This window comes from Kitasatospora sp. HPM-01-4, from assembly GCF_051374625.1.
In the GTDB taxonomy this organism is placed as follows: domain Bacteria; phylum Actinomycetota; class Actinomycetes; order Streptomycetales; family Streptomycetaceae; genus Kitasatospora.
Window position 1 is genome coordinate 4,831,243 of record NZ_JBPQGP010000005.1, and the last position, 12,687, is coordinate 4,843,929.

Consider the following 12,687-nt stretch of genomic DNA (forward strand, 5'->3'; position numbering starts at 1 on the left):
CGGACGCCCGGCCCCCGTCGAAGGGGCCGGGCGTCCGCCGTCGGTGCGGGTGCGTCAGATCGCGACGCCGAAGTCCTGGGCGATGCCCGCGAGGCCGGAGGCGTAGCCCTGGCCGATGGCGCGGAACTTCCACTCGGTGCCGTTGCGGTAGATCTCGCCGAAGATCATGGCGGTCTCGACGGCGGCGTCCTCGGAGAGGTCGTAGCGGGCGATCTCGGCGCCGCCGGCCGCGTTGAGCACGCGGATGTAGGCGTTGCGGACCTGGCCGAAGTTCTGGCCGCGGGCGACCCCGTCGTAGATCGTGACGGGGACGACGATCCTGGCGGCCTCGGCGGGCAGGCCGGCCAGGCTGATCTTGATCTGCTCGTCGTCGCCCTCGCCCTCACCGGTGCGGTTGTCACCGGTGTGCACCACGGTGCCGTCCGGGGTGCTGGTGTTGTTGAAGAAGACGAAGTGGCCGTTGGACAGCACCTTGCCGTCCGCGTTCAGCACGATCGCGCTGGCGTCCAGGTCGAACTCGGTGCCCGTGGTGGTCCGTACGTCCCAGCCGAGGCCGACGGTGACTGCGGCCAGGCCCGGGGCCTCCTTGGTCAGCGAGACGTTGCCACCCTTGGAGAGGCTGACTGGCATGGTGTGTGGTGTCCCTTCGTTGCTCTTGAAGGTAAAGAACGTAAAGGGATCGAAGGTGGTTCCAGCCCGCCTGGATTGATCCGCCGTCAGTGCGGTGGCCGCGGACGCCGGTCAGACGCGGGGGTACTTCCCTTGCAGCGTCCAGATGTTGGGGTTGTCGCCCAGGCCTTCGTGCAGCTCGGTGAGGTCCGCGATCACGTCCTGGAGGAAGTCCCTGGCCTCCCGGCGCAGTTCGGCGTGGCGCACCACGGCGGGCGGGGTGTTCCGCCGCCAGGTCGCGCTGATCTCCACCAGGCCGAACCGGCGGGCGAAGCGCAGCAGTTCGGTGTTCTGGGTGAAGTCCAGGTCGAAGGTCTGCACGGCGGCGGAGCGGCTGCCGCGCGCGTCGCGGTCCAGCTCCTCCACGGAGTCGCAGAGCGCCCAGGCGAAGTCGAGCACCGGAACCCATCCCCAGGCTGTGGACAAGTCCCGGCCGTCCGCCTCCAGGAAGATGTCGCCGCAGAACAGGTCGTACCGCAGGCTGCGCACCGAGGCGCTGCGGTAGTCGGTCTGCGGGGGGTCGGGGAAGCGGTCCGAGAGGGAGTAGTCGAGCTCGATCACGTACGCCATTGTCCGGCATGCGGGAGCGGGCGCGGGGGACCGGCGGTGGTTGTCCACAGCTGTGGACAAGTGGAGAAGGCGACAAAGGGGGAAGGCGCCGAGTCGACGGGTGGATAACCGGGTGACCCGGGCGCGCCGTGGCGGGATGATGGGCGTATGCCTGAGCCAATCCGCGTTCGGGGCTCGGTGGTCGTACCGGACGCCGAGCTCGTCTGGCGCTTCTCGCGTTCGTCCGGTCCCGGTGGCCAGCACGTCAACACCTCCGACACCCAGGTCGAGTTGCGTTACGACCTGGCCGCCTCGAACGCCCTGCCGCAGGTCTGGAAGGAGCGGGCGCTGGAGCGGCTCGCGGGCCGGCTGGTGGACGGCGGGGTGCTGGTCGTCCGGGCCTCCGAGCACCGGTCGCAGTGGCGCAACCGCGAGGTCGCGGCCGCGCGGCTGGCGTCCCTGCTGGGGGAGGCGACGGCGCCGCCGCCGAAGGTCCGGCGGGCGACCAAGCCGAGCAGGGGGATGGTCGAGCGGCGGCTGCAGGACAAGCGGCGCAGGTCGGAGCTGAAGCAGGGGCGGGGCCGGCCTTCGGCGTACTGACGCCCTTGCGCACAGGCCGAGTTGACGTCCGCGTGGGGCTCTCCGGAGTGCGGCCGAGCGGGATGGCCCTGGCGGCCGACGTCCCGTCGGGGGCGGTCGACCGGGCCGGGCGCGGCGGTCGCCCGGCGTTCAGCCCAGTCTGCGGTAGCCGGTGCGGAAGTAGAGCAGCGGCCTGGTGTCCGGGCCCGGGACGTGGGCCGCCAGCACCCGGCCGATCAGCAGGGTGTGGTCGCCCGCGGAGACCCGCTGCTCGGTGCGGCACTCGACGGTGGCGAGGGCGCCGTCGATCAGCGGGGCGTTCGCGAACTCGCCGCGGTGGTGCGGGGTGTCGGCGAACAGCAGGCGGTCGCTGAGGCGGCCCTTCATGGCGAAGCGGGACGCGATCGTCCGGTGCTCCTCGCCGAGCAGGGAGACCGCCCAGGTGTCCACCCGGGAGAGCAGCTCGTCCATCCGGGAGTCCTCGCGCACCGAGACCAGCACCAGCGGCGGTTCCAGTGAGACCGAGAGGAACGAGGTCGCGGTCATCCCGGCGTCCTCGCCGTCGGCCCCGCCTTCGGGGTCGTGGGCGGTCACCAGGGTGACGCCGGCGGCGAGCTGGGCGAGCGCGGCCCGGAACTCGTCGGCGGTGGCGGTCGGGGCGGCGGAGGCTGACTGTGGGGAGTGCACGTACCGCACGGTAGTCGGCGCGGTGGGTGGCCGGCATCGGGCCCTGGTCGTAGGACCGCCTAGGCCTGCGGTCCCATCGGGGTGTCCGGCGCACGGGCGGCGGCCCACCCCGGGACGGGGGCGGACGCCTCCCGGCGGCCATGGGGCTTCGGCGGCGGAATCCGGCCGCCTACCAGCGGATGGTCGTGATTGTCCGGGAACGGCAGGGTTTCAGATATCTGAACTACATATGCACACCTATGTATTGTGTGATTTGAGTCACAACTGGTGGCCTATTGTTGACCGAGCGTGCCGATCGCAGTGCTCGCTGTGATTCAGTTCTTCTGGCAATCGGACCATAACCAATCAAGAACTATCCGAAGCAGCCGGGGAGCCCCCGCATGGAAGCCGAGTCGGAGCCGTACGTCCGCCTGGCGACCCTTCGCACTTTGCACCGGGTCGTGGCGGACCTCAACGCTGCCCGCAGCCTGGCAGGCACCCTGCAGGCCGTGGTCGAGGGCGCGGTGCACGGGCTCGGCTTCGACGCGGCCGCCGTCAGTCTGGTGCGGCCGGACGGCGATCTGGTGGTGGCGGCGGTCTGGGAGATCGAGGAGAGCGCCTTCGGCGGGCCGGCCGTGCTGCTCGGCCAGGTCGGGTCGCGGGAGTCCTGGGACCGGCTGCTGGGCGTCAGCGACCACTGGGGCACGCTGCGCTTCCTGCCGCACGACCGGGGCTGGGCCGTCGGCCACGACATCCCGCGCTGGACCGGTGACGGCCCGCTGCCCGTGTACGCCAACGACTGGCACCCCTCCGACGCCCTGCTCGCCCCGATGTACAGCGCGGGCGGCGACCTGCTGGGGGTGCTCTCGGTGGACCGTCCGCGCAGCGGCAAGCGCCCGGGTGCGTGGACCCGCGAGGCGCTCGAGATGTTCTCCCTGCAGGCGTCCATCGCCATCGGCAACGCCAGGCTACGCGCGGAGATGCAGCGCGCGCTGGCCCGGCTGGAGAAGGAGCAGCAGGCGCTGCGGGCCAGCGAGGAGAGCTTCCGGCAGGCCTTCGAGTTCGCGCCGAGCGGGATGGCCATCACCGAGCTGCACGGCGCCGGGCGGGGCCAGCTGAGCCGGGTCAACGACGCCCTGTGCCGGCTGCTCGGCCGCCCCAGGGCGACCCTGCGGCAGCAGCGCTTCGCCGACCTGGTGCACCCCGACGACCTGGCGCTGCTGCACCGCACCAGCGCCGACGGGGGCCGGGCCGAACTACGGCTCTCCCGGCGGGACGGCGGCTACCTGTGGGTCTGTCTGCGCAACTCCGTGGTGACCGACGCGGCCGAGGGGCCGAGCTTTCTGCTGACCCACGTCGAGGACATCGAGGAGCGCAAGCGGCACGAGCTCCAACTCGCCCACCGGGCCAGCCACGACGCGCTCACCGGCCTGCCCAACAGCGCCGAGCTGCGGTCCAGGCTCGCCCGCCGGCTGTGCGACCAGCCGCAGCTGCCGACACCGGCCGGGCACGGCGCGGTCCGCTCCGAGATCGCCCACCCGGAGATCGGCTTCACTCCGCCGGGGTGCGTCCCGCCGGGCTACGCCCCGCCCGGGTACCCCGACACCGCCTACGGCGACCCGTTCGGGGCGCCGCGCACACAGCCCGCGTACGCCGCCCAGACCGCCTCGTACAGCGCGCACGGCGCGTACGCCGGGCTGGGCGCCCCCGCCCCGCTGACGCACGGCTACGGCGCCCCTGACGGCTCCGGGGACGGGGGCGACTCGCGCTCGCCGGAACGGGACCGCGCGGACTTCGCCACCGGGCGCCCGCCGGGCTACCGGGACGAGCCGCCGCCGGACCACGTGCACGCCGTGGTGCCCTCCGAGGGCGGCGGCGAGCTGTGGAGCGGCGCCTTCCGGAGCGGCGGGGTCGAGAAGGGGCTCGCGGTGCTCTTCTGCGACCTGGACGGCTTCAAGTCGATCAACGACCGGTTCGGGCACAAGGCGGGCGACGCGGTCCTGATCGAGGTGGCCAGACGGCTCCAGCAGGCCGTGCGCGAGGGCGACACGGTGGCCCGCCTCGGCGGGGACGAGTTCGTGGTGCTGGCCGACGGGATCGGCCGCGAGGAGGCCAAGGACCTCGCCGGGCGGCTGCGCAACGCGATCGTCCCGCCGATGCGGATCGACAACCGGACCACCCGGGTCGGCGTCAGCCTGGGGATCGGCTGGGCGGGTTGCGGGATGAGCATCGAGGAGGTCCTGCACGCCGCCGATGAGCGGATGTACGACGAGAAGCGGGCGCGTGGAGGCGGTGTGAGGGGCGCGCGCGGAGAGCGTTCGCATCGGCGCGCGGGCTGAGCACGGCTCAGGGCGCCTTTCCTTGCTGTCGGGTCCGGAAGGTAGGGTTCCCGGGTACGACCGTCACCACTGGCCCGTACGGCGCACCGCCGTGCGGTGCGCTGCGATGGGGAGTTGACCACCGTGACCACGGACGGCAGCAACGGCGCGCCCGAGAGCGCGGCCGAGGACGACCCGTTCGCCTACCTCTACCGCCCGGCCGAGGGTGAGGCGGCACCCGACACGACCCCGGTGCCGGGGCAGCCGCGGACCTCGTACTCGCGCCCGGTGGAGGTCGGCCGGGCCCAGTACGGCCAGCACCCGCGCCCGCCGTACGGGCAGCAGCAGCCGCCGGCGGCTGCCTCGCCGACCCAGACCGTGCCGCAGCAGCCGAGCCGCTACGCGGAGCGCTCCCGTCCGCAGCCGGGCGAGGAGCGGGCCTCCGGCGGGCGCGGCAAGGCCGCGGTGATCGGCGTGGTGGCGGTGATCGCCGCGATCGCGATCGGCGGCGGAATCGCACTGTCCAACGGCGACCCGGGCAAGTCCGACGGGGCCGCCAAGGCCTCCCACGGCCCCAGCGCACCGGCGAGCCAGAGCGCGAACCCGAGCGCCGCGGCCTCCTCGGCCGCACCCTCGGTGCCGGCGCCGTCGACGGACACCATCGCCGACGCCTCCAAGCTGCAGCTGCAGAACGCCGAGGTGGGCAACAGCATCAAGAACGCGAAGTCGCAGGACGGCAGTTACGTCACCCTGGCCGGCGGGCCCAACTCCTCGGTGAGCTGGACGATTTCGGTGGCCACGGCGGGTACGTACAAGTTCTGGGTGCACTACAACAACCCGGGTGCCGACATCAACGGCACCGTGATGGTGAACGGCAAGGAGTTCTCGACCCCGATCGGGCTGTTGAACTACACCCACTCCAGCGATCCCGACCAGGCCTGGACCCGGAGCAACATATGGCCGCAGCTGCAGGCCGGGGCCAACACCATCTCGATCTCGGTCCCGGCCGGGAGCAGCCTTCCGATCGACCAGGTGGCTATCAGGCCGCAGTCGGACTCCAACCCGCCCTGGTGACAACCGCCCGTCGGCGGAGCGCGCCGGGCCGGCCCGGCGGCGATCGCCTCGGTGGTACGGGAAGCGTCCCGGTCGTCCCGCCCGAGGGGTGAGTAGCGGGACGCAGTGCCGCTACTCACCCCCTGGCGGGGCAGGTAGTTCAGCCCGTACGGGCCACCGTGCGGAAGCGGTCTCCGCCTGTGATCCACTCCCCGCGGCGCATCACCGCGACGAGGTCGTAGGTGTCGGAGTCCAGCACCACCAGGTCGGCGTTCTTGCCCGCCTCCAGGGAGCCGATGGAGTCCGACAGGCCGAGCAGCCGGGCCGGGACGGTGGACAGGGACCGCACGGTCTGGCCGAGGCTCAGGCGGTTGACGGTGACGGAGCGCTTGAAGGCGACGTCGAGGGTGAGGGTGGAGCCGGCGATGGCGCCGCCCTCGACCAGCCGGGCGACGCCGTTCTCGACCCGGACCTGGAGCGGGCCGAGCGGGTAGAGCCCGTCGCCCATCCCGGCCGCGCCCATCGCGTCGGTGATCAGCGCGACCCGGTCGGCGCCCGCCGTGCCGTACGCGAGGTCGAGCACCGAGGGGTGCAGGTGGACGCCGTCGTTGATCAGCTCGACGGTGACCCGCTCGTCCTCCAGCAGGGCGACGATCGGGCCCGGGGCGCGGTGCTGGATGCCGGGCATCGCGTTGAACAGGTGGGTGGCGACGGTGGCGCCGGCCTCGATCGCCTCCAGCGTCTTGTCGTAGTCGGAGTCGGTGTGGCCGACGGCCGCGATGATGCCGAGGTCGGCGAGCATCCGCACCGACTCCAGGCCGCCCGGCAGCTCCGGCGCGAGGGTGAACATCCTGGCGTGGCCGCGCGCGGCGTCCGCCAGTTTGCGCACCAGCGCCGGGTCCGGGTCGCGCAGCAGGTCGGGGCGGTGGGCGCCGCACCGGCCCGGGGAGATGAACGGGCCCTCGAAGTGGATGCCGGCCAGCACCCCGTCCTCGACCAGTTCGGCGAGCACGGCCGCCTGGCGGCAGAGGTCGTCGATCTCGCCGGTGACGGTGGACGCCACCGTGGTGGTGGTCCCGTGCTCCAGGTGCGTGCGGGCCGCCTTGAGGGCCTGCTCGGCCGCACCGGAGGCGTACGAGGCGCCGCCGCCGCCGTGCACGTGCAGGTCGACGAAGCCCGGGACGACGGTGTGACCGGTCAGGTCGAGGTCGCCCGGTGCGGTCTCGCCGCCGAGGCCCGCGATCCGCGTCCCCTCGACGGCCAGCCGGCCGTGCTCGACGACGCCGTCCGGAAGTACCAGTCGGGCGCCCGCCAGCGCGGTACCGGTGGGGAAGGGGGCGCTTTCCGGCCGAAGGCCGAGGGGCGCTGATTGATTCCGCGCGGTCGTCACGCGGTCACCTCCATCGAGAGCAGATCCCAGGCGAGCAGGCCCGCGCCCAGGGAGGCGGCGGTGTCTTTGAGCATGGCCGGTACGACCTTCGGGGGCATCTGGAAGGTCAGCCGCTCGGCGACCGCCGCGCGTAGGGGCGTGAAGAGGGTGTCACCGGCTTCCGCCAGTCCGCCGCCGACGACCACGGTGGAGGGGTCGAGCAGGCTCTGGGCCAGCACGATCCCGTCCGCGAGGGCGTCCACGGCGCGTCGCCAGACCGCGGCGGCCCGTCGGTCCCCGGCTTCGACGGCCGCCGCGCAGGCCGCCGCGTCCGCCGTGGGGACACCGCTCGCCTCGGCCCAGGCCCGGGAGACGGCCGAGGCCGACGCCAGGGTCTCCAGGCAGCCGCGGGCCCCGCAGCCGCAGGCCGGACCGCCGGGCCGGACCACGACGTGGCCGATCTCGCCGCCGTAGCCGTGGGCGCCCGCCTCGATCCGGCCCTCGATGCCGATCGCGCCGGCGATGCCGGTGCCGAGTGCGATGAACAGGAACCGGTCCACGCCCCGGCCGGCGCCGAGCCGCCCCTCGGCCAGCCCGCCGGTCCGGACGTCGTGGCCGAGGGCGATCGGCATGCTCCCGCCGTCCGGGCCGCCGAGGCGCTCACCGAGCAGCTTGCGCAGCGGCAGGTCCCGCCAGCCGAGGTTGGCGGAGAAGACCGCGATCCCGTTCTTCTCGTCGATCGTCCCCGGCACGGCGACGCCGGCCGCGAGCGGCGCGCTGCCGAAGCGGCTGCGGCCCTCGTCGGCGAGGTCGGCGGCGAAGTCGAGGATGGTGGCGACGACGGCGTCGGTGCCGTGTTCCCGCCCGGTCGGCCGGCGTGCTTCGAACAGCACGGAGCCGTCCTGGGCGAGCAGCGCGGCCTTCATGCCGGTGCCGCCCACATCGAGTGCGATGACGTGCTTCACGGGTGACAGTTTCCCTTGGCCAGGTCAGAGAGGTCTAGTCCAGTTGGCGGATTGGTCTGGTCCATCAGGAGTGAGCTTGGTCGCCCTCCGGGGTGCACGGGGGTGCCGGAGGCTCGGGCGGCCGTTCTCCCTGTTGTACGGATGGCGCCGGGGAGTGTCCAGGGTTGTGCCGCAGGCGGGTGGGGGCGTGTCCTAGGCGAGGATGATCGAGCGGGTGAGGGCGCGCGGCTCGTCGGGGTCCAGGCCGCGGGAGGCGGCCAGGGCGACGGCCAGCCGCTGCGCCCTGACCAGGTCGGCCAGCGGGTCCAGCCCGTCGGCGCCGGAGTCCGCCACCAGCAGGGCGCCGGTGCGGGCGATGTCCGCCGCCAGGCCGTCCGGCAGCTCGCCGAAGGACCAGACCGCCCGGCCGGGGGCGGCGATGCTGATCGGTCCGTGGCGGTACTCCATCGCCGGGTACGCCTCGGTCCAGGCGGTGGCCGCCTCGCGCATCTTCAGCCCGGCCTCCTGGGCGAGGCCGTAGGTCCAGCCCCGGCCGAGGAAGGTGACCTGCTCGGCGGCGAGCAGACCCTCGGGCAGCGGCTGGGCGATGGCCCGCTCGGCGTCCTCGGCGGCCCGCAGGACGCTTTCGACGCCGGCCGGGAGTGCGCCCTCCAGCTCCAGGTGGGCGCGGAGCAGGGCGAGTGCCGTGGTGGCGAACCGGGTCTGGACCACCGAGCGCTCGTCGGCGAAGTCCAGTACCAGCAGCCGGTCGGCGGCCCGGGAGATCGGGGTGCCGGGATCGGCGGTGATGGCCGAGGCCGGCGTCCGGACGCGGCCGAGCACGTCCAGCACCTCGGTGGTGGTGCCCGAGCGGCTGATCGCCAGCACCCGGTCGTATGTGCGGCGGTACGGGAACTCGGAGGCCGCCAGCGCGTCGGTCTCGCCGTGCCCGCCGCCCTCCCGCAGGGCGGCGTAGGCCTGGGCCATGAACCAGGAGGTGCCGCAGCCGATCACGGCGACCCGCTCACCGCGCTTCGGCAGGGCGGGGGCGGACTCGGCGGCGAGTTCGGCGGCGCGGCGCCAGTTCGCGGGCTGGGTGGCGAGCTCCTCGCCGGTCAGGGAAGTCAAAGCCATGGGTACGAGCTCCTCGGAGTGCTCAGGACCATTGCTGCGGCTCCAGAACCTGTGAAACCGCAATGCTTGAATCTGATTGCGTTATAGCGGTTTCGCGCAGTATTACGCAATGGTTCGAGCGTCGATGCGGCGGTCGGCCGGTTGTGGAGCACGCTCGGGCGGCGTTGATGTGCAAAGCTGTCCAGGCTTCGCGTACCCGCGCGCGGTACCGACCGCGCCGGCTACGCCGGTTGCGTCGGTTGCGTCGGTACAGGAGGAGCGGACCAGCGTGTCCAGGTACGAGCGGTGGAACGCCCTGCTGGAACTGCTCGCCGAGCAGGGCAAGTTGGAGGTCGAGGAGGCCGCCGAGGCGCTGGAGGTCTCCGCCGCCACCATCCGGCGCGACCTGGACCAGCTCGCCCGTCAGCAGATGGTCACCCGCACCCGGGGCGGGGCGGTGGCGCACAACGTCTCCTACGACCTGCCGCTGCGCTACAAGACGGCCCGGAACGCCGACGCCAAGCAGCGGATCGGTGCGGCGGTGGCGGGCCTGATCGCGGTCGGCGAGGTGGTCGGCCTCAACGGCGGGACCACCACCACCGAGGTGGCCCGCGCGCTGGCGGTCCGCCCCGACCTGGCCGAGCGGCCGGAGGGCGGCCCCGGGCAGAGCGTGACCATCGTGACCAACGCCCTGAACATCGCCGCCGAGCTGGCGGTCCGCCCGCAGGTGAAGATCGTGCTGACCGGCGGGGTCGCCCGGCCGCAGTCGTACGAGCTGATCGGCCCGCTCGCGGGGCTGGTGCTGAACGAACTCACCCTGGACGTCACGGTGCTGGGTGTGGACGCACTCGACGCCGAGCAGGGGGCGACCGCCCACCACGAGGGCGAGGCCAGCGTCAACCGGCTGCTCGCCGAACGGGCCCGCCGGGTCGTGGTGGCCGCCGACTCCTCCAAGCTGGGCCACCGGGCCTTCGCCCGGATCTGCGGGGTCGACCGGATCGGCACCCTGGTCACCGACGAGGGCGTCGACCCCGAGCTGGCCGCCGCCTTCACCGAGGCCGGGGTGCGGGTGATCGCGGTCTGAACTCCGGCGGTGTGCACGGGAGTTCGGACTGAGGGGGCGCCGGTCGTCAGGCGCGGACCAGGGCGACCATCGGGATCGTGCGGTTCGAGCGGGTGCGGTACTCGGTGAAGTCGGGGTTGATGGCGGCCGCGCGGGCCCAGAGCTCATCGTGCTCGGCCTCGTCCACCAGGACGGGGCGGACCCGCAGGCGCTCCGCGCCGACCTCCACGGTTGCTTCGCCCGCGGCCATCAGGTTGTGGAACCAGGCGGGTGCCTTCGGGGCGCCGCCGTTGGACGCGAGGACGACGAACCGGTCCGGATCGGCGAGGTGCACCAGCGGGGTGGTGCGGACCAGGCCGGTGCGGGCGCCCTTGGTGGTGAGCAGGAGCAGCGGCACGCCTTCGAACGAGCCGCCGACCCTGCCCTGGTTGGCGCGGAACTCCTCGATCACGGAGAGGTTGAAGGGGTTGCCGTTGACGGCGCTGGTCTCGGCCATGGCGGTGTCCTCTCGGGCCGGCGGTACGGGTCCTGACCGCCGTAACGCCGGCCGGCGCGATATTCATCCGCACCACGTGACGGAGTTTCAGCCAAGACCGACCGGCATGCGACGCCGCGGGCCCTGTTGCCGGTCGGTCCAAGCTGCCGGTCGGCGGCTCAGTCCTCGCCGAGGTCGATCGAGTAGGCCTTGCGCAGGGTCTCGTGGACGGTCCAGGTGGTGCGGTCGCCCTCGCGCAGGACGGCGAAGTCACCCGGGCCGACGTTCAGGGTCGGGCCGCCCTCGATCTCGATGGTGGCGCGTCCGCTCACCACCACGAACAGCTCGTCCGCCTCGACGTCGGTCACCACGCCCGGGGTGATCTGCCAGACCCCGCGCAGCCGGCGGCCGTCCTCGGACTCCCAGAGCACCTTGCCGGTGACCTCCGGGGTGCCGGAGACGATCTGGGCGGGGTCGAGCGGCTCGGGTTCGAGGTCGAGGCCGGGGATGTGCAGAGCGAAGCTGTTGGTCATGCCCCGACGCTAGCCGGGCGGTGGGGGCGGCGGGGACGACAGGGTGTGTCCGAGCGGCCGGGCACAATGACACTCCGTACGGGGACGCTCCGGACGGGCCTGGTGCCGGCCCGGCGAAGAGGGAGGTGGGTGTGGTGTCCGGTCTGAGTGAGCGGGAGCTCGCGGTGCTCGCGCTGGAGGCGCGTCAGTGGCGTACGGCTGGTGCCAAGGAACGTGCCATCAGGGAGGAGCTCGACCTCTCGGCCACCCGGTACTACCAGCTGCTCAACGGTCTCCTCGACCGCGAGGAGGCGCTCGCGCACGACCCGGTACTGGTCAACCGGCTCCGCCGGATCAGGGCGGCCAAGCGCTCACAGCGGTAACCGTTCCGACGGCGGCGCCCGGTGGCGGGAAGACGATCCTGCCGGGGCGGCCCGTCCGTGCCCTCGGCGGCGGCCCGCGCGCCTGACGGGTACGGTGCTGGGCATGGGTAGGACTGGACGGTTCGTACCGAGGACCCCGGCCGGGCAGGCGGGTCTGGCGGCCCTGCTGGCGGCGCCCGCCGAGGCCGTGATCGCGCTGGACTTCGACGGGACGCTGGCCCCGATCGTTCCCGATCCCGAGCGGGCGCGTGCCCATCCGGGCGCGGTGGCCGCACTCTCCAGACTCGCTCCGCTGGTCGGTGCGGTGGTGGTGGTGACGGGCCGCCCGGCGGCCGTCGCCGCGCGGTACGGCGGCTTCCCGGACGCCCCCGGGCTCGGACACCTCACCGTGCTCGGACAGTACGGCGCCGAGCGCTGGGAGGCCGGGACCGGTGAGCTGACCGCTCCCGAGCCGCCGCCCGGGGTGGCCGCCGTCCGCGCCGGACTGCCCGGTGTGCTGGAGCGGTCGGGTGCGCACCCCGGCACCTGGGTCGAGGACAAGGGCCGCGCGCTGGCGGTGCACACCCGTCGTACCGAGGCCCCGGACGCCGCGCTCGATCTGCTCCGCGAACCGCTCGCCCGGCTGGCCGCCGCCCACGGCCTGGTGGTCGAACCGGGCCGCTACGTCGTGGAGTTGCGCCCGCCGGGGGTGGACAAGGGGGCGGCGCTGACCGCCTTCCTGGCCGAGCGCCCGGCGGCCGGCGCCGTGCTGTACGCCGGGGACGACCTCGGCGACCTGCCCGCGTACGCGGCCGTGGAGAAGCGGCGGGCGGACGGGCTGCCGGGCCTGCTGGTGTGCAGCAGCGGGATGGTGGAGGGCGAGGCCCAGGTGCGCGAACTCGCCGACCGGGCCGACCTGTCGGTGCCCGGACCGTCCGGACTGGCCGCGCTGCTGGACGGGTTGGCGGACCGGATCGGTTCGGCCGGCTGACTCCCCGGGGGCGGCCGGTGGGCA

14 protein-coding genes are annotated in these 12,687 nt (G+C 73.4%); 6 read left to right on the forward strand and 8 right to left on the reverse strand.

Annotated features, from left to right (window positions below; genetic code table 11):
* Positions 1–54: 54 nt before the first annotated feature.
* Both ACSMTC_RS21025 and ACSMTC_RS21030 read right to left on the reverse strand, forming a co-directional pair.
* The gene (locus tag ACSMTC_RS21025; protein WP_436561254.1) at positions 55–630 is read right to left on the reverse strand and encodes a TerD family protein; all 576 of its coding nucleotides are present in this window, start codon (positions 628–630) and stop codon (positions 55–57) included.
* A 111-nt stretch (positions 631–741) separates the two neighbouring features.
* On the reverse strand, positions 742–1,230 hold the full coding sequence (locus ACSMTC_RS21030; RefSeq protein ID WP_436561255.1) for a hypothetical protein: 489 nt from the start codon (positions 1,228–1,230) through the stop codon (positions 742–744).
* 156 nt (positions 1,231–1,386) lie between these two features.
* Here ACSMTC_RS21030 and arfB point away from each other — a divergent pair, with 156 nt between their 5' ends.
* Positions 1,387–1,818, forward strand: a complete 432-nt coding sequence (arfB, locus tag ACSMTC_RS21035; protein ID WP_436561256.1) for an alternative ribosome rescue aminoacyl-tRNA hydrolase ArfB — start codon at positions 1,387–1,389, stop codon at positions 1,816–1,818.
* A gap of 129 nt (positions 1,819–1,947) precedes the next feature.
* Here the strand turns inward: arfB and ACSMTC_RS21040 are convergent, their stop codons facing one another.
* Complete coding sequence (locus ACSMTC_RS21040; RefSeq protein WP_436561257.1) at positions 1,948–2,493, reverse strand: flavin reductase family protein; 546 nt, start codon at positions 2,491–2,493, stop codon at positions 1,948–1,950.
* 371 nt (positions 2,494–2,864) lie between these two features.
* On the opposite strand from ACSMTC_RS21040, the gene ACSMTC_RS21045 reads away from it, so the two are divergent.
* Entirely contained in the window at positions 2,865–4,802 is a 1,938-nt protein-coding gene (locus ACSMTC_RS21045) for a GGDEF domain-containing protein (RefSeq protein WP_436561258.1), read from the forward strand.
* Between the two features lie 123 nt (positions 4,803–4,925).
* The gene (locus tag ACSMTC_RS21050) at positions 4,926–5,855 is read left to right on the forward strand and encodes a CBM35 domain-containing protein (RefSeq protein ID WP_436564753.1); all 930 of its coding nucleotides are present in this window, start codon (positions 4,926–4,928) and stop codon (positions 5,853–5,855) included.
* Positions 5,856–5,994: 139 nt separating this feature from the next.
* Here the strand turns inward: ACSMTC_RS21050 and nagA are convergent, their stop codons facing one another.
* The 3 genes from nagA to ACSMTC_RS21065 all read right to left on the reverse strand — a co-directional run bounded on the left by nagA (position 5,995) and on the right by ACSMTC_RS21065 (position 9,281).
* Positions 5,995–7,149 carry an N-acetylglucosamine-6-phosphate deacetylase gene (gene nagA / locus ACSMTC_RS21055; protein ID WP_436564754.1) on the reverse strand — a complete coding sequence of 385 codons (1,155 nt, stop codon included), beginning with the start codon at positions 7,147–7,149 and terminating at the stop codon, positions 5,995–5,997.
* Positions 7,150–7,220: 71 nt separating this feature from the next.
* Positions 7,221–8,168 (reverse strand): ROK family protein, encoded by a 948-nt coding sequence (locus ACSMTC_RS21060; RefSeq protein ID WP_436561259.1) that lies wholly within the window; start codon positions 8,166–8,168, stop codon positions 7,221–7,223.
* 192 nt (positions 8,169–8,360) lie between these two features.
* Positions 8,361–9,281, reverse strand: a complete 921-nt coding sequence (locus ACSMTC_RS21065) for an SIS domain-containing protein (RefSeq protein ID WP_436561260.1) — start codon at positions 9,279–9,281, stop codon at positions 8,361–8,363.
* A gap of 268 nt (positions 9,282–9,549) precedes the next feature.
* On the opposite strand from ACSMTC_RS21065, the gene ACSMTC_RS21070 reads away from it, so the two are divergent.
* Positions 9,550–10,344 carry a DeoR/GlpR family DNA-binding transcription regulator gene (locus tag ACSMTC_RS21070; RefSeq protein ID WP_436561261.1) on the forward strand — a complete coding sequence of 265 codons (795 nt, stop codon included), beginning with the start codon at positions 9,550–9,552 and terminating at the stop codon, positions 10,342–10,344.
* Positions 10,345–10,390: 46 nt separating this feature from the next.
* Here ACSMTC_RS21070 and ACSMTC_RS21075 read toward each other — a convergent pair whose 3' ends face one another.
* Together ACSMTC_RS21075 and ACSMTC_RS21080 are read right to left on the reverse strand one after the other, a co-directional pair.
* The gene (locus ACSMTC_RS21075) at positions 10,391–10,819 is read right to left on the reverse strand and encodes a nitroreductase/quinone reductase family protein (RefSeq protein WP_436561262.1); all 429 of its coding nucleotides are present in this window, start codon (positions 10,817–10,819) and stop codon (positions 10,391–10,393) included.
* A gap of 158 nt (positions 10,820–10,977) precedes the next feature.
* A complete protein-coding gene (locus ACSMTC_RS21080) occupies positions 10,978–11,331 on the reverse strand; it encodes a cupin domain-containing protein (protein WP_436561263.1) in 354 nt (117 codons plus the stop codon).
* A 125-nt stretch (positions 11,332–11,456) separates the two neighbouring features.
* Between ACSMTC_RS21080 and ACSMTC_RS21085 the strand changes: the two genes are divergently transcribed.
* Both ACSMTC_RS21085 and otsB read left to right on the forward strand, forming a co-directional pair.
* Entirely contained in the window at positions 11,457–11,693 is a 237-nt protein-coding gene (locus ACSMTC_RS21085) for a DUF3263 domain-containing protein (protein WP_436561264.1), read from the forward strand.
* Between the two features lie 103 nt (positions 11,694–11,796).
* On the forward strand, positions 11,797–12,663 hold the full coding sequence (gene otsB / locus ACSMTC_RS21090; RefSeq protein WP_436561265.1) for a trehalose-phosphatase: 867 nt from the start codon (positions 11,797–11,799) through the stop codon (positions 12,661–12,663).
* The last annotated feature ends 24 nt before the right edge of the window (positions 12,664–12,687 follow it).